This is a genomic window from Streptomyces sp. YJ-C3 (assembly GCF_053891275.1).
In genome coordinates, this window is the sequence record NZ_CM132685.1 from 2,863,390 (window position 1) to 2,884,761 (window position 21,372).

Sequence of the window (21,372 nt, forward strand, 5' to 3'; positions counted from 1 at the left end):
CTCGAACCCGCCTGAAGCACAGCGCCCTGCTCTGCCCTGCCCTGAAACCGGCCCGCACCCGTTCATAGGGGAACCGCCATGGCACCTTCGGCACCAGAACCACCGCTGCTCACCATGTCCGGCATCACCAAGTCGTTCCCCGGAGTCCGCGCCCTCGATGGCGTGGACCTGGAGGTCCAGGCAGGCGAGGTGCACTGCCTGCTCGGCCAGAACGGCGCGGGCAAGTCCACCCTCATCAAAGTCCTCGCCGGCGCCCACCAGCCCGACGAGGGCACCATCACCTGGCGCGGACAACCGGTCTCCCTGCGCTCACCGATCACCGCGATGCGCCTCGGCATCGCCACCATCTACCAGGAACTCGACCTGGTCGAAGGCCTGTCGGTGGCCGAGAACGTCTTCCTCGGCCACGAGCCGACCTCGGCCGGTTTCGTCGTCCGGGGACGGGACGCGAAGGCGTCGACCGCCGCGCTGCTCAAAAGACTCGGCCACGGCGAGATCGCCCCTGGCACCCTGGTGGGCGACCTCTCCGCGGCCGGACAGCAGATCGTCTCGATGGCCCGCGCGCTCTCCCACGACGTACGCCTCATCGTCATGGACGAGCCGTCCGCGGCGCTCGACCCGGACGAGGTCGACAACCTCTTCCGCATCGTCGGCGACCTCACCGCAGAGGGCGTCGCCGTCGTCTACATCTCGCACCGCCTGGAGGAGATCCGCCGCATCGGCGACCGGGTCAGCGTCCTCAAGGACGGCCGGGCCGTGGCCGGCGGACTCCCCGCGAAGGACACACCGACACGCGACGTGGTGGCGCTCATGACGGGCCGCAACGTCGAGTACGTCTTCCCGCCGCGCCCCGCGGAGAGGGACGAGACGGAGCCCGTGCTCCGCGTCCGGAACCTGTCCAGGGACGGCGAGTTCGAGCCACTGGACCTGGACATCCGGCCCGGCGAGATCGTCGGCCTCGCCGGACTGGTCGGCTCGGGCCGCTCCGAGATCCTGGAGACGATCTACGGCGCGCGCAAGCCGGCGACCGGTGAAGTCGCCGTCCAAGGGAGGGCGTTGCGCCCCGGAAGCGTCCGCTCGGCGGTCCGCGCCGGGCTCGGCCTCGCACCCGAGGAGCGCAAGGCGCAGGGACTGCTGATGCTGGAGTCGGTGACACGCAACGTCTCGGTCTCCTCCATGTCCCGCTTCTCGTACGGGGGTTGGCTGGACCGGGGGCGGGAGAGCGAGGCCGCGCACCGCGCGACCCGGGAGCTGTCGCTGCGCCCGGACAACCCGTCCGTCCCCGTCCGTACCCTGTCCGGCGGCAACCAGCAGAAGGCCGTGCTGGCCCGCTGGCTGCTGCGCGGCTGCAAGGTCCTGCTCCTGGACGAGCCGACCCGGGGCGTCGACGTGGGCGCCCGCGCCGAGCTCTACGCGGTCATCCGCCGCCTCGCCGACGACGGGCTCGCCGTCCTCCTGGTCTCCAGCGAGGTCCCCGAGGTCCTGGGCCTCGCGGACCGCGTGCTGGTCCTGCGCGAGGGCCGCGTCGTCCACGAGGCCCCGGCGCCGGAACTGACCGAGCACCGCGTCCTGGACCTGGTCATGGAAGGAACCCCCGCATGAGAAGCCCCGAAAGGGGCGCGGGGAACCGCGCGGCCGGCCGGACACCACCCGCACCCGACGTCAGACAGTCGCCCCACGGCGAACGGTCGATCTGCCCAGAAGGGACCCAGGCGCCATGACGCAGCCCGCCACCCCGACCCGCCCGGCGGAGCCCAAGCGCGCCGCGGCCACCAAGTCCGTCAAAGCCGTCCGCGTGGACATCCGCACGCTCTCCCTGCTCGGCGTCCTCGCCGCCCTGATCGTCATCGGCGGCATCACCCAGCCGGACTCCTTCCTGGACACCGACAACGTCCAGCTCATCCTGACCCAGGCCTCCGTCATCGGCGTCGTCACCGTCGGTGTGACCTTCGTGATCATCTCCGGCGGCATCGACCTCTCCGTGGGCGCCATCGTCGCCCTCGCGAGCGTCTGGGCCACCACGGTCGCCACCCAGGAATACGGCTTCCTCGGCATCCTGTTCACCGCGATCGTCGTCGGCGTCGGCTGCGGCCTCGTCAACGGCCTGCTCATCGCGTACGGCGGCATGGTCCCCTTCATCGCCACCCTCGCCATGCTCGCCTCGGGCCGCGGCCTCGCCCTGCAGATCACCGACGGCAAGACCCAAGTGGTCACCGTGGACAGCGTGTTGAAGCTCGGCGAGCGGGAGTCCTACGTCCTCGGCATCCCGCCCCTCGTCCTCGTCTTCGCCGCGGTCACGGTCATCGGCTGGCTGGTCCTGAACCGCACCACGTTCGGCCGCCGCTCCGTCGCCGTCGGCGGCAACGCGGAAGCGGCCCGGCTCGCCGGCATCGACGTACGCCGTCAGCGGCTCTACCTGTACCTGCTGTCAGGACTGTGCTGCGGCATCGCCGCGTTCCTGCTGATCGTGCTCGCGGGCTCCGGCCAGAACACCAACGGCAACCTGTACGAACTCGACGCCATCGCCGCCGCCATCATCGGCGGCACCCTGCTCACCGGCGGCCGCGGCACCATCGTCGGCTCGGTCCTCGGTGTCCTGATCTTCATCACGATCCAGAACATCTTCGCGCTGAACAACCTGCAGAGCGACGTCCAGCAGATCGCCAAGGGCGCGATCATCGTGGCGGCGGTCCTGGTCCAGCGACGTACGGCCCACTCCACCTCCTGACGCGGGAAGGGACTTTGCCATGCCAGACATGACGAGCCGCAGAAACATCCTGTTCGGCGCGGCCGCAGCCGTCACCACGGGCGGTCTGCTCACGGCCTGCACCAGCAACGAGCCCAGCGACAAGGGCGACAGCAGCAAGGCCGCCGACCAGCCGGTCGCCGACGACAAGAAGGGCAAGCAGGTCACCATCGGCTTCGCCGGACCGCAGGCCGACCACGGCTGGCTCAACGCCATCAACGAGAACGCCAAGGAGCGGGCGAAGAAGTACGCCGACGTCACCCTCGAAGCGACCGAGGGATCGAACGACACGGCCGCCCAGATCGGCCAGGTCGAGACGCTCATCAACAAGAAGGTCGACGTCCTCGTCGTCCTGCCCGCCGACGGCAAGGCGCTGACCCAGGTGGGGCTCAAGGCGATGCGCGCCGGGATCCCCGTCGTGAACCTCGACCGCATCTTCAACACCCCGCAGGCGTACCGGTGCTGGGTCGGCGGCGACAACTACGGCATGGGCCTGAGCGCCGGCAACTACATCGGCGAGAAGCTCAAGGACAAGAAGAACGCGAAGGTCATCGAGCTCGCCGGCATCGACAACCTCGAACTCACCAAGCAGCGCACCCAGGGCTTCGACGACGCCCTGAAGAACTACCCGAACATCGAGAAGGTGGCCCGCCAGGCCGCCGACTTCACCGTCGAGTCGGGACAGGCCAAGATGTCCCAGCTCCTGCAGGCGCAGAAGAACTTCGACGCGCTGTGGAACCACGACGACGACCAGGGCGTCGGCGCCCTGCGCGCCATCAAGCAGTCCGGCCGCGACGGATTCCTGATGGTCGGCGGCGCGGGCGCGCTCTCCGCCATGCAGGCCATCGAGGCCGACGACAGCGTCCTGAAGGCCACCGTCCTCTACCCGCCCACCATGGCCGCCTCCGCCATCGACCTGGCCCGCGCCCTCGGCCAGGGCAAGGGGATCAGCGGGATGGCCGAGTTCGAGATCCCCGCCCACGTGACGCTGTTCTCCGCGGTCGTCGACAAGGACAACGTCGGCCAGTACATGCCGACCGGCTTCAAGTGACGGGCGCCGGTACGAGGCACCTGGCGATCACCGCGTGGACGAGGAGGACTTCCGCATGGCAGGCAGCAGCACGGGTACGACAGCTCGGGACACGGGCGGCGGCGACAACGACGGAGAAGTGAAGCCCGTCCTGGGCGTCGGCATGGTCGGCTACGCGTTCATGGGCGCCGCCCACTCGCAAGGGTGGCGCACCGCGGGCCGGGTCTTCGACCTGCCGCTGACGCCCCGGCTCGCCGCGGTCTGCGGCCGGGACGGAGGGGCCGTGCGCGCCGCGGCCGACCGGCTCGGCTGGGCCGCCGCCGAGACCGACTGGCGGGCGCTCATCGAACGTGACGACGTCGACCTCGTCGACATCTGCACGCCCGGTGACAGTCATGCCGAGATCGCCATCGCGGCCCTGGAAGCGGGCAAGCACGTGCTGTGCGAGAAACCTCTCGCCAACTCCGTCGAGGAGGCGGAGGCGATGACCGAGGTGGCCCAAGAGGCCGCCAAGCGCGGCCTGTTGGCGATGACGGGCTTCAACTACCGGCGGGTGCCCGCCATCGCCCTCGCCCGCCGCATGGTCGCGGAGGGCCGGGTCGGCACCCTGCGCCACGTGCGTGTCAGCTACCTCCAGGACTGGCTCGTCGACCCGTCCTTCCCGCTGACCTGGCGGCTGCAGAAGCCGTACGCGGGCTCGGGCGCGCTCGGCGACCTGGGCGCCCACGCCGTCGACCTCGCCCAGTACCTCGCGGGCGAGCCGGTGGCGGGGGTCTCGGCGCTCACCGAGACGTTCGTCCGCGAACGCCCGATCCTGGAGGGCGCCTCGTCCGGGCTCTCGGCCGCCGGGGGAGGGAGCTTCGGGCAGGTCACCGTCGACGACGCGGCGCTGTTCACCGGCCGCTTCGCCTCCGGCGCCCTCGCCTCCTTCGAGGCCACGCGCTTCGCGACCGGCCGCAAGAACGCACTCAAGGTCGAACTCAACGGCGAGCGCGGCTCGTTGGCCTTCGACCTGGAACGCCTCAACGAACTCTTCTTCCACGACCAGACCGAACCCGGGATCAGCGCCGGCTTCCGGCGCATCCTCGTCACCGAACCCGAGCACCCCTACCTGGAGGCCTGGTGGCCGCCGGGCCACGGCCTCGGCTACGAGCACACCTTCGTGCACCAGGCCCGCGACCTGGTGCACGCCATCGCCGAACGCACCGTACCCGCACCGTCGTTCGCCGACGGCCTGCAGGTGCAGCGCGTCCTCGCGGCGGTCGAGGAGAGCGCGGCGAAGAACTCCGTCTACACCCCTGTCCCGGCCTGAGGAGGTCCCGTACCGTGCCACGCCAGTTCACTCTCTTCACCGGACAATGGGCCGACCTCCCGCTGGAGGAGGTCTGCCGTCTGGCCCGCGACTTCGGCTACGACGGTCTCGAACTCGCCTGCTGGGGCGACCACTTCGAGGTGGACAAGGCCCTCGCCGATCCCGCGTACCTCGACTCGCGGCACGCACTGCTCGACAAGTACGGCCTCAAGTGCTGGGCCATCTCGAACCACCTGGTCGGCCAGGCCGTCTGCGACGCCATCATCGACGAGCGCCACGAGGCGATCCTGCCCGCCCGCATCTGGGGCGACGGCGAGGCCGAGGGCGTACGGCAGCGCGCCGCCGCCGAGATCAAGGACACCGCCCGCGCCGCCGCGGCCTTCGGGGTCGACACCGTCATCGGCTTCACCGGCTCGTCGATCTGGCACCTCGTCGCCATGTTCCCACCGGCCCCCGAGGCGATGATCGAGCGCGGCTACGAGGACTTCGCCACGCGCTGGAACCCCATCCTCGACGTCTTCGACGCGGAGGGCGTGCGCTTCGCCCACGAGGTCCACCCGAGCGAGATCGCGTACGACTACTGGACGACGCACAAGGCTCTCGCGGCCGTCGACCACCGCCCGGCCTTCGGCCTCAACTTCGACCCGTCCCACTTCGTGTGGCAGGACCTCGACCCCGTCGGCTTCCTGTGGGACTTCCGCGACCGGATCTACCACGTCGACTGCAAGGAGGCCCGGCGCCGCCTGGACGGCCGCAACGGACGCCTCGGCTCCCACCTGCCGTGGGGCGACCCGCGCCGCGGCTGGGACTTCGTCTCCGCGGGACACGGGGACGTGCCCTGGGAGGACGTGTTCCGCATGCTCCGCTCGATCGACTACCAAGGGCCGATCTCGGTGGAGTGGGAGGACGCCGGCATGGACCGCCTGCAGGGCGCCCCCGAGGCGCTGAGCCATCTGCGGCGGCTCGACTTCGAGCCGCCCACCGCGTCCTTCGACGCCGCGTTCAACAGCTGAGAGGCCGCCCGCCGCGACGGGCCGAGGACGGGGACCGGGCCCACCGCCGGTCCCCGGTCCGGCCTGCCCGCGCACAGCTTTGTCCTGCGATGGGAAAAAGCTCAACTAGTCCTGACGCAAGGGGTGTTCGGCCCGAACAAACGCGGCTACGGTCCCTGACATGTCACTGAAGTGTCTCGGAATCATTTAGGACACACACGCCTCCGGGGTGACGGCGCACCCCGGCGCCCGCACCGCACGTCTTCGCACCCATCCCGTACGGCCCACCCCCGTTCCCGGAGGGACTTCGTGCACAGAAGCAGAAGCAGCTCCACCAGGCGTCCCAGACTCCGCACCACGCTCGCCCTGCTCACCGGTTCCGTCCTGGTCGGCTCGTCCCTGGCGCTCTCCGTGCCGGGCACGGCCAGCGCCCACCCGGACCACCCCGACGAGCCCGCCGCCGCAGCGGACTTCCAGCAGGTCACCCTCGCCAAGGGCGCGGACGAGACCGGCGAGCCCATGTCGCTGGCCGTCCTCCCGGACCGCAGCGTCCTGCACACCTCACGGGACGGCACACTGCGCCTGACCGACGCGGGCGGCAGCACCTCCGTCGCCGGCCAGCTCGACGTGTACGACCACGACGAGGAAGGCCTCCAGGGCGTCGGCGTCGACCCGGGCTTCAAGGACAACCGGTTCATCTACCTCTACTACGCGCCGCCGCTGGACACGCCGGACGGGGACGCCCCCGAGACCGGCTCCGCGGCCGACTTCGCGAAGTTCGACGGCGTGAACCGGCTGGCCCGCTTCGTCCTCAAGGACGACGGCACCCTCGACAAGGCCAGCGAGAAGAACGTCCTCGAGGTCAAGACCTCCCGCGGCACCTGCTGCCACGTCGGCGGCGACATCGACTTCGACGCCGACGGCAACCTGTACCTGTCGACCGGCGACGACACCAACCCCTTCGCCTCCGACGGCTACACCCCGATCGACGAGCGGGCCGACCGCAACCCCGCCTTCGACGCGCAGCGCAGCGCCGGCAACACCAACGACCTGCGCGGCAAGGTGCTCCGCATCAAGGTCAAGGAAGACGGGACGTACGACATCCCGGAGGGCAACCTCTTCGCGCCGGGCACCGAGAAGACCCGCCCCGAGATCTACGCGATGGGCTTCCGCAACCCGTTCCGCATCAGTGTCGACAAGCCGACCGGCACCGTCTACGTCGGTGACTACGGCCCCGACGCCGGCGCCGCCGACCCCAAGCGCGGACCGGCCGGACAGGTCGAGTTCGCCAAGGTCACCAAGGCGGGCAACTTCGGCTGGCCGTACTGCACCGGCAAGAACGACGCCTACGTCGACTACGACTTCGCCACCAAGGCGTCCGGCGACACCTTCGACTGCAACGCGCCGAAGAACACCTCGCCGAACAACACCGGCATCACCGACCTGCCGGCGGCCCAGCCCGCCTGGATCCCGTACGACGGCGGCAGCGTGCCCGAGTTCGGCTCCGGCTCCGAGTCGCCGATGGCCGGCCCGGTCTACCGCTACGACGCGGACCTGGACTCCCCGGTGAAGTTCCCGGAGGAGTACGACGGCGACTTCTTCGCCACCGAGTTCGGCCGCCAGTGGATCAAGCGGATCGAGCAGGACGGCGACGGCAACGTCTCGAAGATCAACGACTTCCCGTGGTCCGGCACCCAGGTCATGGACAGCGCCTTCGGCCCCGACGGCGCGCTCTACGTCCTCGACTACGGCCTCTCCTGGTTCGGCGGCGACGAGCACTCGGCGCTGTACCGCATCGAGAACGCCACCGGCGGACACTCGCCGATCGTCGAGGCCAAGGCCACCAAAACCTCCGGCCAGTCGCCCCTGCGCACCACGTTCACGGCGACCGGCACCGACGCCGACGACGACCCCATCACCTACAGCTGGGACTTCGGCGACGGCACCAAGGGCACCGGCGCCAACCCCAGCCACACGTACCGCAAGGACGGCACGTACGTGGTGACGGTCACCGGTGACGACGGCACCGGACGTACGGGATCCGCCAACGTCCGCGTCGTCGTCGGCAACACCGCGCCGAGCGTGAAGTTCCAGAACCCGCCGAACGGCACCCTCTTCAAGTTCGGCGACACCATCCCCTTCAAGGTGGCCGTGAGCGACCCCGAGGACGGCGCGATCGACTGCTCCAAGGTCACCGTGCGCTACCTGCTGGGCCACGACAACCACGCCCACGCGATCACCTCGGCCAAGGGCTGCGAAGGCACCATCACCGCACCCGCCGACGCCGAGCACGACCCGAACGCCAACATCTACGGCGTGCTCGACGCCGAGTACACCGACGGCGGCGGGGGCGGCCAGGCGCCGCTCACCAGCCGTGACCAGGTCCAGCTCCAGCCGCGCCACCGCCAGGCCGAGCACTTCACCAAGCAGCAGGGCATCACGCTGCAGAACAAGACGGAGGCCAACGGCGGTAAGACCGTCGGCGACATCCAGAACGGCGACTGGATCTCCTTCTCTCCCTACAACCTCACCGGAGCCAACAAGCTCACCGCCCGGATCTCCTCCGGCGGCGCGGGCGGCTTCCTCGAGGTGCGCAGCGGCTCGGCGACCGGCACCCTGCTCGGCTCCACCACGGTGCCCGTGACCGGCGGCTGGGAGACGTTCCAGAACGTCGACGTGCCGCTGAAGAACGTCCCGAAGAAGACCACCGACCTGTACCTCGTCTTCAAGGGCGGTGACGGCGCTCTCTACGACGTCGACGACTTCGAGATCACCGGCGACGCCCCGGTGAAGGGCGCCAAGCGCGTCCTCGTCTTCTCCAAGACCGCCGGCTTCCGCCACGACGCGATCCCCGAGGGCATCGCGGCCCTGAAGGAACTCGGCAAGAGCAGCGACATCACCGTCGACGCCACCGAGTCCGCCGACCAGTTCACCACCAACAACCTCGCCCGCTACGACGCGGTGGTCTTCCTGTCGACCACGGGTGACGTCCTGAACGACACCCAGCAGAAGGCGTTCGAGGAGTACATCGCCAAGGGCGGCGGCTACATGGGCGTCCACGCCGCCGCCGACACCGAGTACGACTGGGCCTACTACGGCGGCCTCGTCGGCGCCTACTTCGACTCGCACCCGGCCATCCAGAAGGCCACCGTGCGCGTCGAGGACAAGACCAACCCGGCCACCGCCCACCTCGGCGACGCCTGGGAGAAGACCGACGAGCTGTACAACTACCGCACCAACCCGCGCGACAAGGTCCACGTCCTCGCCAACCTGGACGAGACCACGTACTCCGGCGGCAACATGAAGGGCGACCACCCGATCGCCTGGTGCCAGAGCTACGGCGGCGGCCGCTCTTTCTACACCGGCCTCGGCCACACCAAGGAGTCCTACGCCGACGAGGCCTTCCGCACCCACCTGCTCGGGGGCCTGAAGTACGCCACCGGCCAGGCCACGGCGGACTGCAAGCCCAACAAGGACTACCGGCCGATCTTCAACGGCCAGTCCCTGGACGGCTGGAAGCAGGCGGGCCCCGGCAAGTTCAACATCAACAACGGCACCCTGGAGTCCGAGGGCGGCATGGGCCTGCTCTGGTACCAGGCCAAGGAGCTCAAGTCGTACTCCCTCAAGCTCGACTGGAAGATGCAGGGCGACGACAACTCCGGGATCTTCGTGGGCTTCCCCGCCTCCGACGACCCCTGGTCCGCGGTGAACAAGGGCTACGAGATCCAGATCGACGCCACCGACGCGGCCGACCGCACCACCGGGTCGATCTACACGTTCAAGGCGGCGAACATCAAGGCCCGTGACCAGGTCCTGCGCCCGCCGGGCCAGTGGAACTCCTACGAGATCAAGGTCCAGGGCGAACGCCTCCAGGTGTTCCTCAACGGAGTCAAGATCAACGACTTCACCAACAAGGACCCCGAGCGGAGCCTGAAGGACGGCTACATCGGCATCCAGAACCACGGTGCCGACGACCAGGTGTCCTTCCGCGACATCCAGCTCAAGGAACTGCCCACCACGGGCGACTAGGACGGCGGCGGGCGGAGGACGCCGGACCTCCGCCCGCCGTCTCGCCCGGCATCCCGCCGGGCACCCCGCACGGCACGCTCCGGCGCCGCTCACCCCCGGTTCGCGTACGACAAGGAGGCTGCCCATGTCCGCCGAACCGTCCCTCCCTACCCCCACCTCGTCCGGCCCCCGCTTCGGCGTCTGGCTCGTCGGAGCCCGCGGCTCCGTCGCCACCACCGCGATCGCGGGCTGCGCCGCCGTCGCCGCGGGTCTGCACCCGCCGACCGGCATGGTCACCGAGACCACCCCCTTCACCGATGTCGGTCTGCCAACGTTGTCGTCGCTCGTCTTCGGCGGCCACGACACCGTCGACTGCCCGCTGCCCAAACGCGCCGAACACCTCGCCGCCGGCGGCGTCCTGCCGCACGGCCTGCCCTCCGCGGTCCACGCCGACCTCGCCGCCGCCGACCAGGAGATCCGCCCCGGCGGACCCCTGCCGGGCGACGCGTACCGCACCGGTGGCACGGACGAGCGCACCGGCCGCACCCAGGACGACCTGATCGACGTCTTCGCCGCGGACATCCAGGACTTCGTACAACGCCGGGAACTGGCGGGCGCCGTCGTCGTGAACGTCGCCTCCACCGAACCCGTCCCGCCGGACGGACACCTCCCGCCCAGCTCCCTGTACGCCGCCGCCGCCCTGCGCGCCGGCTGCCCCTACGTCAACTTCACCCCCTCCAGCGGGCTGCACCACCCCGCCCTGGCCGAAGCGGCCGCCACCGCCGCCGTCCCGTACGCGGGCCGCGACGGCAAGACCGGACAGACCCTGCTGCGCTCCGTGCTCGGCCCGATGTTCCTGCAGCGCGCCCTCGCCGTACGCGCCTGGTCCGGCACCAACCTGCTGGGCGGCGGCGACGGAGCCGCCCTCGCCGACCCCGCGGCGGCCGCCGCGAAGAACGCCGGCAAGGAACGCGTCCTCGCCGACACCCTCGGCGCCGCACCCCAGGGCGAGGTGCACATCGACGACGTGCCCGCGCTCGGCGATTGGAAGACCGCCTGGGACCACATCGCCTTCGACGGCTTCCTCGGCGCCCGCATGGTCCTCCAGACCACCTGGCAGGGCTGCGACTCGGCCCTCGCCGCGCCCCTCGTCCTCGACCTGGCCCGCCTCCTGCTGCGCGCCCACACCGTCGGGCTCACCGGGCCGCGCCCGGAACTGGGCTTCTACTTCAAGGACCCGGACGGCGACGCGTCGTCGGCGCTCGGCGAGCAGTTCGCCACACTGGTGGACTTCGCCCGGCGACTGCGGGACCCACGATGAGCGGCGGCCGACGGCGCGCCTGGGCCGAACTCCTGCGCCTGCCCGCCCTGTTCACCGTCCCCGGCGACGCCCTCGCGGGCGCGGCCGCCGTGGGCGCCCGCCCCGGCCGCGGCACCCTCCTCGCCATCGGCTCCTCCCTGTGCCTGTACGAGGCGGGCATGGCCCTCAACGACTGGGCCGACCGCGCCGAGGACGCCATCGACCGGCCCCACCGCCCGATCCCGTCCGGACGCATCCGCCCGGCCGCGGCGCTGACGGCGGCGGTCGCCCTCACCGGAGCAGGCGTCGGCCTGGCGTTTCGCGCGAGCCGCTCCGCGGGCCTGCTCGGCACGGCGCTGGCCGCGACGGTCTGGGCATACGACCTGGGCCTGAAACGCACCCCGGCCGGACCGCTGGCGATGGGCGCGGCCCGGGGCCTCGACCTGCTCCTGGGCGCGGCCGGATCACCCGACGCCACGAACAGGAACACCGCCACGCCCGCCCCCGCCCCGTCGAGGCGGCTCCCGGCGGCGGTCCCCGAGGCCCTGACCCTCGCCACCCACACCGCGGCCGTCACCGCCGTCTCCCGCAACGAGACCACCGGCGGCAGCCCGCTGGCCCCGGCCGCCGCCCTCGCGGTGACCACGACCCTCACCACCCATCTCCTCCGACTCCCGGCGGGCCGAGGCGCCGCAGCCCCCCTCGGCCTGCCGGGTCCCACCGCATACGCCGCCACCACGGCCCGCCCCCTCCTCCACGCCGCCCTCAACCCGTCCCCGCCCCTGACCCAACGCGCCGTCGGCGCCGGGATCCGCGCCATGATCCCGCTGCAGGCCGCCCTGGCCGCGCGCTCCGGCGCCCTTGGCACCGCCCTGCTCACGGCCTCGCTCGCCCCGCTCGCCCGCCGCTTCTCCCGAAAGGTGAGCGTGACATGAGCCCCCACACGGAGCAGACCCTGCGCTGGGGCTACGGCACCAACGGCCTCACCGACCTCCGCCTCGACGACGCCCTCGCCCTCCTCGCCGACCTCGGCTACGACGGCGTGGGCCTCACCCTCGATCACATGCACCTGGACCCGCTGACCCCGGACCTCGCTGCCCGCACCCGCCAGGTCGCCCGCACCCTGGACCGGCACCACCTGACGGCCACCGTCGAGACCGGCGCCCGCTACGTCCTCGACCCGCGCCGCAAACACGGCCCCTCCCTCCTCGACCCGGACCCGGACGCCCGCGCCGCCCGCACCCGGCTGCTCCTGCGCGCCGTCCAGGTCGCCGCCGACCTGGGCGCCCACGCGGTGCACTGCTTCAGCGGCATCACCCCCGAGGGCACCGACCCGGACACCGCGTGGAAGCAGCTCGCCGACGAACTCGGCACCGTCGTGGAAGCCGCCACCACCGCCGGCGTCCCCCTCGCCATCGAGCCCGAGCCCGGCCATCTGCTCGCCACGCTCGCCGACTTCCACCGGCTGCGCCGCGCCCTGGGCAGCCCCGACGTCCTCGGCCTCACCCTCGACATCGGGCACTGCCAATGCCTGGAACCGGACCCGCCCGCCGACTGCGTCCGCGCGGCGGCGCCCTGGCTGCGACACGTCCAGATCGAGGACATGCGCCGCGGCGTCCACGAACACCTGCCGTTCGGCGACGGCGAGATCGACTTCCCCCCGGTGCTCGACGCGCTGGCCGCCACCGGCTACCAGGGCCTGACCGTGGTCGAACTGCCCCGGCACTCCCACGCCGGCCCGGACCTGGCAGCCCGGTCCCTGGAGTTCCTCCGGTCAGCAGCACGAGGAGGCAGCGCATGACCCCGCCCACCACCCTCGCGGCACTCCGTGCCCAGCTCGACACGGCACTGACCGGAGCCGCCCGCGCCTGGCTCGACCAGGCCCTGGCCGAGGCCGCCGCCCACACCGGAACCCGGGACGAAAAGGCCCCTCCCGTCTGGGAGTTGAGGTTCGCCGAAGCGGGCCGCCGCACCGGCCAGGACCACGCCGACGCCACCCGCGTCCTCCTGCTGCACGCCGCCCGCGCCGACACCGACACCCTCACCCGCCTGTACGCCCAGGGCACCGCCGCCGAACGCCGCGCCGTCCTGACGTCCCTGCCCCACCTCGTACCCGGCCCGGAAGGCCTGCCGCTGGTCGAGGACGCGCTGCGCACCAACGACACCCGCCTGGTCGCCGCCGCCGTCGGCCCGTACGCCGCCGAGCACCTGCCCGCCCACCACTGGCGGCACGCCGTCCTGAAATGCCTGTTCACCGGCGTGTCCGTCGACGCCGTCGCCGAACTGTGGCGGCGCGCCCACGGCGACGCCGAACTCGCCCGCATGCTCGACGACTTCGCCCAGGAACGCACCGCGGCGGGCCGGTCCGTCCCCGAGGACCTGCACCGCGTCCTGACCCTGACGGCACCCGCGACGGAGGAGTCCTGATGCGCATCTTCGACCCCCACATCCACATGACGTCGCGCACCACCGACGACTACCAGGCCATGTACGCGGCCGGGGTCCGCGCGCTCGTCGAACCCTCCTTCTGGCTCGGGCAGCCCCGCACCTCGCCCGCCTCCTTCTTCGACTACTTCGACGCGCTCCTCGGCTGGGAACCCTTCCGCGCCGCCCAGTACGGCATCGCCCACCACTGCACGATCGCCCTCAACCCCAAAGAGGCGAACGACCCGCGCTGCACCCCGGTGCTCGACGCCCTGCCGCGCTACCTCGTCAAGGACAACGTCGTCGCCGTCGGCGAGATCGGCTACGACTCCATGACCCCCGCCGAGGACACGGCGCTCGCCACCCAGCTCCAGCTCGCCGCCGACCATCAGCTGCCCGCGCTCGTCCACACTCCGCACCGCGACAAACTCGCCGGCCTGCGCCGCACCCTCGACGTGGTCCGCGAGTCCGCGCTCCCCGTCGAGCACGTCCTGATCGACCACCTGAACGAGACCACCGCCAAGGAGGCCAAGGACGCCGGGAGCTGGCTCGGCTTCTCCGTCTATCCCGACACCAAGATGGACGAGGACCGCATGGTCGAGATCCTGCGCTCCTACGGCCCGGAGAAGGTCCTCGTCAACTCGGCGGCCGACTGGGGCAAGAGCGACCCGCTCAAGACCCGCAGGGTCGCCGACGCCCTGCTCGCCGCCGGCTTCACCGACGACGACGTCGACCTCGTCCTGTGGCGCAACCCCGTCGCCTTCTACGGTCTGAGCGGCCGCCTCCAACTCGACGCGCCACCCCCGCAGGAAGCGACCCACGAGGGCAACTCCATCCTGCGCGGGGGAGCGTGACAGATGCGCTTCCGCCACCCCGACGGGTCCACCGTCCACCTCGCGTACTGCACGAACGTGCACCCCGCCGAGACCCTCGACGGCGTCCTCGCCCAGCTCCGCGACCACTGCGAGCCCGTCCGCAGACGCCTGGGCCGCGACCGCCTCGGCATCGGCCTGTGGCTCGCCAAGGACGCCGCCCGCACCCTGACCACCGACCCGGCGGCGCTGCGCGGCCTGCGCGCGGAACTCGACCGGCGCGGCCTCGAAGTCGTCACGCTCAACGGCTTCCCCTACGAAGGGTTCGGCGCCGAAGAGGTCAAGTACCGCGTCTACAAGCCCGACTGGGCCGACCCGGACCGCCTCGCCCACACCACCGAACTGGCCCGCCTGCTCGCCACCCTGCTCCCCGCCGACGTCACCGAAGGCACCATCTCCACCCTGCCGCTCGCCTGGCGCACCGCGTACGACGGGGAGCGCGCCGAAGTCGCCCGCACCGCCCTGATCACCCTCGCCGAACGCCTCGACGCCCTCGAGGAGCTGACCGGCAGGTCGATCCGCATCGGCCTGGAACCGGAACCCGGCTGCACCGTCGAGACCACCGCCGACGCCATCGGCCCGCTCACCGCCGTCGCCCGCACCGACCGCATCGGCCTGTGCCTCGACACCTGCCATCTCGCCACCTCCTTCGAGGACCCCGGCGCCGCCCTCGACGGCCTCGCCGCCGCCCACATCCCCGTCGTCAAATCGCAGCTCTCCGCCGCCCTGCACGCCGAACACCCCCGCCTCCCCGACGTCCGCGAGGCCCTCGCCGCCTTCGACGAACCCCGCTTCCTGCACCAGACCCGCACCGTCACCGCCGACGGCCTCCACGGCACCGACGACCTGGGCCCCGCCCTCGACGGCGCAGCCCTGCCCGACACCGCGCCGTGGCGCGCCCACTTCCACGTCCCCCTGCACGCGGCGCCCTCGGCCCCGCTCACCTCCACGCTCCCCGTCCTCAAGGACACGCTGACCCGACTCGTCGGCGGCGCGCACCCCCTCACCCACCACCTCGAGGTCGAGACGTACACCTGGCAGGCCCTGCCGCCCGAACTGCGCCCCCGGGCCCGGACCCAGCTGGCCGACGGCATCGCCGCCGAACTCACCCTCGCCCGCGACCTGTTGACCGACCTCGGCCTCAAGGAGCTGCCATGACGGACAGCCGCCCCACCCCGCTCCTCGTCCTGGACGTCGTCGGCCTCACCCCCCGTCTCCTCGACCACATGCCCCACCTCAAGTCGCTCGGCCAGTCCGGATCCCGCGCGGCCCTCGGCACCGTGCTGCCCGCCGTCACCTGCGCCGCCCAGTCCACCTTCCTCACCGGCACGATGCCGTCCGAGCACGGCATCGTCGGCAACGGCTGGTACTTCCGCGAACTCGGCGACGTCCTGCTGTGGCGCCAGCACAACGGCCTCGTGGCCGGCGACAAACTCTGGGACGCCGCCCGCCGCGCCCACCCCGGCTACACGGTCGCCAACATCTGCTGGTGGTACGCCATGGGCGCCGACACCGACATCACCATCACCCCCCGCCCGGTCTACTACGCCGACGGCCGCAAGGAACCCGACTGCTACACCCGGCCCCCGGCCCTGCACGACGAACTCACCGAGAAACTCGGCACGTTCCCGCTCTTCCACTTCTGGGGCCCCGGCGCCGACATCGTCTCCAGCCAGTGGATCATCGACGCCACCCGCCACGTCATGGCGACCCGGCACCCCGACCTGACCCTGTGCTACCTCCCTCACCTCGACTACGACCTGCAGCGCTTCGGCCCCGACGACCCCCGCGCGCACCGGGCCGCAGCCGAGCTCGACACCGCTCTCGCCCCGCTCCTCGACGACGCCCGGGCCGAGGGCCGTACCGTCGTCGCCCTGTCCGAGTACGGCATCACGCGCGCCGACCGCCCCGTCGACATCAACCGGGCGCTGCGCCGGGCGGGCCTGCTCGAGGTGCACACGCAGGACGGCATGGAGTACCTCGACCCGATGACCTCACGGGCGTTCGCCGTCGCCGATCACCAGATCGCGCACATCTACGTGCGCCGCCCTGAGGACCTCGACGCCACCCGCGCCGCACTCGCCGACCTGCCCGGCATCGAGCAACTCCTCGACGACGAGGGCAAGAAGGACCACCACCTCGACCATCCGCGCGCCGGTGAACTCGTCGCCATCGCGGAGCCCGACGCCTGGTTCACGTACTACTACTGGCTCGACGACGCCCGCGCCCCCGACTTCGCGCAGCTCGTCGAGATCCACCGCAAACCCGGCTACGACCCGGTCGAACTGTTCATGGACCCCCTCGACCCCTACGTCAAGGTCAAGGCCGCGGGCGCGCTCGCCCGCAAGAAGCTCGGCCTGCGCTACCGCATGGCGGTCGTGCCGCTGGACCCCTCACCTATTCGCGGCAGCCACGGCCGCCTCCCCACGAGCGACGACGACGGTCCGCTCATCATCAGCTCCACCCCCCATGCACTTCCCGGCCGCGTCCCGGCCACCGCAGTGAAATCGCTGCTCCTCGACCTGGCCGGCCTGGGCTGAGGCACGCCTCGGCCCACACCGCGCCTGACCAGGACCAGTTACAGAGAGTGAAGCACGCTCCACTGACAACGCGCCAGTGGTATCCGCCCGCACGTCGAAGAGAGGCACCCGTGACCGACTTCCAGGACACCCCCGCCGACGACGCCCTCAGACAGCGTCTCGGCATCAACCGCCGCCGCTTCCTCAGCACCTGCACCGCCGTCGCCGCGGGCGCGATCGCCGCGCCCGTGTTCGGCGCCGCACCGTCCTTCGCCCACTCCTCGACGGGCGGTGGCCACGGGCACGGCCACGACCACGGCGGTCACGGCCGCGGCAGCGAACTCGTGCCCGCGAACCGGCGCGGCATCATCCTCTACACCGTCCGCGACGCCACCGGCCGCGACCCGCTCGCCTCCGACCTGCCCTCGGGCTTCCGCGAGGTGTTCAAGGAGCTGGCCCGCTACGGCTACAAGCAGGTCGAGTTCGCGGGCTACGGCCAGCACGCCAACGCGCCCGGCGGCGCCAACCTCGAGTCCGTCGAAGGGGCGAAGCTGCTGCGCTCCTGGCTCGACGAGTACGGCCTGCGCGCCCAGGGCAACCACGGCTTCATCCCGTCGTCGTGGCCGCTCAGCCAGGCCGACATCGACACGTTCAAGAAGCACCTGGAGATCGCCAACATTCTGGGCATGTCCCACATGGGCACCGGTGGCGACCCCACCAGCAGCTCGTACAAGGCGGACTGGGACGTCGCCGCCGACAAGTGGAACGCCCTCGGCGACATCGCCCACAAGGCCGGTATCAAGCTCTACACCCACAACCACGACGCGGCGTACGGCTTCCTGCTCGACGGCGGCCCGCTCGACGCCCAGGGCCGCCCGACCCGCAGCTCCGGCATCCGCAAGCTGGAGTACTTCCTCAAGGGCACCGACCCGAGGACGGTCTGGCTGGAGATGGACATCTACTGGGCGCACGTCGCGCAGTACAAGTTCCACACGTACACCGCGCACGACGGCTCCCAGCGGGAGAAGGTCTTCGACCCGGCCGGGCTCGTCTCCCGCAACAACAAGCGCTACCCGCTGTTCCACGCCAAGGACGGCACGCGCAACGACACCAGCGGAGAGGGCTACGACATGGTGCCCTTCGGTGAGGGCGTCATCGACTACCGCACCTTCTTCAGCCGGGTCGGCGAGAAGAACTACCACAACCCGATGGTCGAGCAGGACACCGCGCCCAGCTCCACGGATCTCGGCCAGTCCCTGAGGTTCGCGAAGATCGGGTACGACAACCTGGCGGCACTGCGCAAGAAGCGCTGACGACGCAGGAAGCGCTGACAGCACGCGCATGAGGGGCCCGGCCGCCATCGGCCGGGCCCCACTCGGTCGTCGCTCCTACACCGAGGCCGTCTTCTGTCGGCCCGGCTGCCGCAGCAGCAGGGCGAAGGCGGCCGCCACCATGGAGATCCCGCCGGCCAGCGCGTACGCCCCGTTGTAACCCCACGCGGCGACCACCATCGAGCCGAGCCCGCCGCCGAACAGGCCACTGATGAGCTTGCCGCTGTAGACGAGACCGTAGTTGGTGGCGTTGTAGTTCTCCCCGAAGTAGTCCGGGGTCAGCGCCGCGAACATCGGGTAGAACGCGCCACCGCCGAAGCCCGACAGGAACGCGAAGACCAGGAACAGCCACTCGCTCTTGATCTCACCCGCCCAGATCACGCCGAACTGGGCGAGCCCGAGCACGACGATCACCAGGACCAGGCTGAACTTGCGGCCCCAGATGTCCGACATCCAGCCGACGACGGCCCGGCCGACCCCGTTGATGACGGCCATGACACCCATCGAGGACGCCGCTACCAGCGGCCCGAAGCCGACCTCCTTGGCGAAGTTCACCTGGAACGAGATGCCGAAGATCGACACACCGGCGGTCAGCACCAGGCTGAACCACATGATCGGCAGCATCCCGGTCCTGATGGCTTCCATGGGCGTGTACTGACGCACGGCGGGCGGATTCTTCGCGAGGGACTTCGCGCCCTTCCCCGCGCCGGACTTCGCGAGCGGGTCGATGTCCTGCGGCCACCAGTTCTTCGGCGGGTCCCTGAAGAAGAACGCGCAGACCAGGACGACGACCAGCACGTACAGACCGATCATGTCGAGCACACGATGGTAATTGGACGTGTCGAAGGCGTAGTTGAAGATGAAGATGAAAGGCAGCGACCCGTAGGCGAAGCCGCCGTTCACGAAACCCGTCTTTCCGCCTTTTCGTTCCGGGAACCACTTCCCGACCATGTTGATACAGGTCGAATAGACGAGGCCGGAGCCCAGCCCGCCGACGACACCGAACCCGAGGATCGCCAGCCACACGTTGCTGAGATGGGACAGCGCGATGAAGCCGAGCATGCACATGAACGAGCCGATCATCATGGCCCGCTTGGCGGTCATGATGCCCTTCTCCCGCAGCCATCCGGCGGGGAAGGCGATGCCCGCCTGGAAGAACACCCAGACGCTCAGGATCCAGAAGGTGTTCGACTGCGTCCAGCCGTGGGCGCTGGACAGCGTGTCCTCCGCCGAGCCGTAGGCGTACTCGGAAACGCTGATGGCCATCATCGCGATCCATGGCAGATACACCATGAACTTACGGGAATGGCCGAGGATGTCGCGGTCCGTCTCGCCCACGCGGTAGACGCGGCCGTTCTCGTCGGTGATCTCTCGGTACCTTGCGCCGGTGGCCGGTGCTGTATCGCCTGCGGCGATGGGCTCCGCCGTCATATCACGCCATCTCCTCACCGAGCGGTTGCGGATTGGGTCGAATGCCACGGGACTTGGGCCTGCCGGGTTGCGACAGGAAGAGCGCCACGAAACCGGCGAAGAACGAGATGCAGCCCGCGAGGATGAAGGCGCCGGAATGCCCCCACGCGCCGACGACCAGGGCGCCCATGCCCGCCCCGAGGCCGGAGACGAGCTTGGAGCTGTAGACCATGCCGTAATTGGTCGCGTTGTTGTTCTCGCCGAAGTAGTCCGCGGTGAGTGCCGCGAACATCGGGAAGATGGCGCCGCCGCCGAATCCGGAGATCGCGGAGAAGACCAGGAACAGCGGCAGGTTCTTGGCCTCGGCCGACCAGAGGATGCCGAACTGGGCGAGGCCCAGGATGACGCAGACCGCGAGCAGGCACTGCTTGCGGCCGTACCGGTCGGAGAGCCAGCCGATGACACCGCGTCCGGTGCCGTTGACGATCGCCTTGAGCGACATCGCGGTGGCCACGATCCCGCCGGCGAAGCCCGCCTCCTCCCCGATGTCGACCTGGAAGGCGATGCCGAAGATGTTCACGCCGGAGGTGCAGGCCAGACAGAACCACATCAGCGCCACCCGGCCCGTCCGCCAGGCCTCCATGGGGGTGTACTGCTTCACGGCCGGCGGGTTCTTCTCCAGCGAACGGCGGGCGCGCGGATCCTCGGGCGGATGGAGCGGGTCGATGTTCGCGGGCCACCAGTTCTTCGGCGGATCCTTGAAGAAGTAGCCGGCGGACGCGACCATCGCGGCGAGCAGGACCCCCACCGACAGCAGCACCCAGCGGAAGTTGGTGAGGTCCATGTAGCCGGTGAAGAGGAAGACGAACGGCACCGAACCGTAGGCGAATCCGCCGTTCACGAAGCCGGTCTTGCCGCCCCTGCGCTCCGGATACCACTTGCCCACCATGTTGACGCAGGTGGCGTACACCATCCCCGCGCCCATTCCGCTGAGCACGCTGAAGCCTATGTAGGCGACGACGACGTGCGGCGCGAGGGCCAGTGACAGGTACCCCATGAAGGTGCCCGACGCGCCGATCATCATCGCCCAGCGGGCCGGCAGCCTTCCGCTCTCACGCAGCCTGCCCGCGGGGAAGGCCACCGCTGCCTGGAAGAACACCCACACGGTCATCATCCAGAAGATGTGCAGGCTGTTCCAGTCGTGCGCGGTGTGCAGAGTCTCCTCGGCGGACGCGAACGCGTACTCGGCGGAGGAGATCCCCATCATGCCCACCCATGGCAGGATCACCATCCACTTGCGCTTGCGCCCCATGATGTCGATGTCGCTCTCGCCAACCCGGTACACCCGGCCGTTGACGTCCGTCACCTCCCTGTAGGGGACGGACGGTGGTAGATCGGTCGTGGTCATGACGGTCGCACCCCTTGCAT

At 70.6% G+C, this 21,372-nt stretch carries 16 protein-coding genes; 14 read left to right on the forward strand and 2 right to left on the reverse strand.

The genetic code is table 11. From position 1 onward, the window contains the following. The first annotated feature begins 114 nt into the window (after positions 1–114). The 14 genes from ACVHNB_RS12580 (at position 115) to ACVHNB_RS12645 (ending at position 18,516) form a co-directional block, all read left to right on the forward strand. A complete protein-coding gene (locus tag ACVHNB_RS12580) occupies positions 115–1,602 on the forward strand; it encodes a sugar ABC transporter ATP-binding protein (protein ID WP_456228875.1) in 1,488 nt (495 codons plus the stop codon). 115 nt (positions 1,603–1,717) lie between these two features. After that, positions 1,718–2,728, forward strand: a complete 1,011-nt coding sequence (locus ACVHNB_RS12585; RefSeq protein ID WP_428951251.1) for an ABC transporter permease — start codon at positions 1,718–1,720, stop codon at positions 2,726–2,728. Between the two features lie 19 nt (positions 2,729–2,747). Then, positions 2,748–3,797 carry a substrate-binding domain-containing protein gene (locus ACVHNB_RS12590; RefSeq protein ID WP_428951249.1) on the forward strand — a complete coding sequence of 350 codons (1,050 nt, stop codon included), beginning with the start codon at positions 2,748–2,750 and terminating at the stop codon, positions 3,795–3,797. A gap of 55 nt (positions 3,798–3,852) precedes the next feature. Further along, positions 3,853–5,088 carry a Gfo/Idh/MocA family protein gene (locus tag ACVHNB_RS12595; protein ID WP_428951247.1) on the forward strand — a complete coding sequence of 412 codons (1,236 nt, stop codon included), beginning with the start codon at positions 3,853–3,855 and terminating at the stop codon, positions 5,086–5,088. 14 nt (positions 5,089–5,102) lie between these two features. Further along, positions 5,103–6,101 carry a sugar phosphate isomerase/epimerase family protein gene (locus ACVHNB_RS12600; protein WP_428951246.1) on the forward strand — a complete coding sequence of 333 codons (999 nt, stop codon included), beginning with the start codon at positions 5,103–5,105 and terminating at the stop codon, positions 6,099–6,101. Positions 6,102–6,389: 288 nt separating this feature from the next. After that, on the forward strand, positions 6,390–10,109 hold the full coding sequence (locus ACVHNB_RS12605) for a ThuA domain-containing protein (protein WP_456228076.1): 3,720 nt from the start codon (positions 6,390–6,392) through the stop codon (positions 10,107–10,109). Positions 10,110–10,233: 124 nt separating this feature from the next. Continuing rightward, on the forward strand, positions 10,234–11,409 hold the full coding sequence (locus tag ACVHNB_RS12610) for an inositol-3-phosphate synthase (protein WP_428951243.1): 1,176 nt from the start codon (positions 10,234–10,236) through the stop codon (positions 11,407–11,409). Beyond that, a complete protein-coding gene (locus tag ACVHNB_RS12615) occupies positions 11,406–12,323 on the forward strand; it encodes an SCO3242 family prenyltransferase (protein ID WP_456228077.1) in 918 nt (305 codons plus the stop codon). The genes ACVHNB_RS12610 and ACVHNB_RS12615 overlap by 4 nt, the downstream gene beginning before the upstream one ends. Then, positions 12,320–13,189, forward strand: a complete 870-nt coding sequence (locus ACVHNB_RS12620; RefSeq protein ID WP_456228078.1) for a sugar phosphate isomerase/epimerase family protein — start codon at positions 12,320–12,322, stop codon at positions 13,187–13,189. Before ACVHNB_RS12615 ends, ACVHNB_RS12620 begins: the two co-directional genes overlap by 4 nt. Continuing rightward, the gene (locus ACVHNB_RS12625) at positions 13,186–13,815 is read left to right on the forward strand and encodes an EboA domain-containing protein (RefSeq protein ID WP_456228079.1); all 630 of its coding nucleotides are present in this window, start codon (positions 13,186–13,188) and stop codon (positions 13,813–13,815) included. The genes ACVHNB_RS12620 and ACVHNB_RS12625 overlap by 4 nt, the downstream gene beginning before the upstream one ends. Next, complete coding sequence (locus ACVHNB_RS12630) at positions 13,815–14,666, forward strand: TatD family hydrolase (RefSeq protein WP_428951236.1); 852 nt, start codon at positions 13,815–13,817, stop codon at positions 14,664–14,666. Before ACVHNB_RS12625 ends, ACVHNB_RS12630 begins: the two co-directional genes overlap by 1 nt. Before the next feature lie 3 nt (positions 14,667–14,669). After that, on the forward strand, positions 14,670–15,842 hold the full coding sequence (gene eboE / locus ACVHNB_RS12635; protein ID WP_456228080.1) for a metabolite traffic protein EboE: 1,173 nt from the start codon (positions 14,670–14,672) through the stop codon (positions 15,840–15,842). Beyond that, a complete protein-coding gene (locus tag ACVHNB_RS12640) occupies positions 15,839–17,224 on the forward strand; it encodes an alkaline phosphatase family protein (RefSeq protein ID WP_456228081.1) in 1,386 nt (461 codons plus the stop codon). The genes eboE and ACVHNB_RS12640 overlap by 4 nt, the downstream gene beginning before the upstream one ends. A gap of 110 nt (positions 17,225–17,334) precedes the next feature. Further along, complete coding sequence (locus ACVHNB_RS12645) at positions 17,335–18,516, forward strand: sugar phosphate isomerase/epimerase family protein (RefSeq protein ID WP_456228082.1); 1,182 nt, start codon at positions 17,335–17,337, stop codon at positions 18,514–18,516. 75 nt (positions 18,517–18,591) lie between these two features. On the opposite strand, the gene ACVHNB_RS12650 is transcribed toward ACVHNB_RS12645, so the two are convergent. Together ACVHNB_RS12650 and ACVHNB_RS12655 are read right to left on the reverse strand one after the other, a co-directional pair. After that, positions 18,592–19,965, reverse strand: a complete 1,374-nt coding sequence (locus ACVHNB_RS12650) for an OFA family MFS transporter (RefSeq protein ID WP_428951231.1) — start codon at positions 19,963–19,965, stop codon at positions 18,592–18,594. 1 nt (position 19,966) lies between these two features. Further along, the gene (locus ACVHNB_RS12655) at positions 19,967–21,352 is read right to left on the reverse strand and encodes an OFA family MFS transporter (protein ID WP_428951230.1); all 1,386 of its coding nucleotides are present in this window, start codon (positions 21,350–21,352) and stop codon (positions 19,967–19,969) included. Between the last annotated feature and the right edge of the window lie 20 nt (positions 21,353–21,372).

Coding starts and splice junctions, on each gene's coding strand:
- eboE (WP_456228080.1), top strand. CDS start 14,670: ATGCGCTTCCGCCACCCCGACGGGTCCACCGTCCACCTCGCGTACTGC.
- ACVHNB_RS12595 (WP_428951247.1), top strand. CDS start 3,853: ATGGCAGGCAGCAGCACGGGTACGACAGCTCGGGACACGGGCGGCGGC.
- ACVHNB_RS12640 (WP_456228081.1), top strand. CDS start 15,839: ATGACGGACAGCCGCCCCACCCCGCTCCTCGTCCTGGACGTCGTCGGC.
- ACVHNB_RS12655 (WP_428951230.1), bottom strand. CDS start 21,352: ATGACCACGACCGATCTACCACCGTCCGTCCCCTACAGGGAGGTGACG.
- ACVHNB_RS12630 (WP_428951236.1), top strand. CDS start 13,815: ATGCGCATCTTCGACCCCCACATCCACATGACGTCGCGCACCACCGAC.
- ACVHNB_RS12585 (WP_428951251.1), top strand. CDS start 1,718: ATGACGCAGCCCGCCACCCCGACCCGCCCGGCGGAGCCCAAGCGCGCC.
- ACVHNB_RS12615 (WP_456228077.1), top strand. CDS start 11,406: ATGAGCGGCGGCCGACGGCGCGCCTGGGCCGAACTCCTGCGCCTGCCC.
- ACVHNB_RS12590 (WP_428951249.1), top strand. CDS start 2,748: ATGCCAGACATGACGAGCCGCAGAAACATCCTGTTCGGCGCGGCCGCA.
- ACVHNB_RS12625 (WP_456228079.1), top strand. CDS start 13,186: ATGACCCCGCCCACCACCCTCGCGGCACTCCGTGCCCAGCTCGACACG.
- ACVHNB_RS12580 (WP_456228875.1), top strand. CDS start 115: ATGTCCGGCATCACCAAGTCGTTCCCCGGAGTCCGCGCCCTCGATGGC.
- ACVHNB_RS12620 (WP_456228078.1), top strand. CDS start 12,320: ATGAGCCCCCACACGGAGCAGACCCTGCGCTGGGGCTACGGCACCAAC.
- ACVHNB_RS12610 (WP_428951243.1), top strand. CDS start 10,234: ATGTCCGCCGAACCGTCCCTCCCTACCCCCACCTCGTCCGGCCCCCGC.
- ACVHNB_RS12650 (WP_428951231.1), bottom strand. CDS start 19,965: ATGACGGCGGAGCCCATCGCCGCAGGCGATACAGCACCGGCCACCGGC.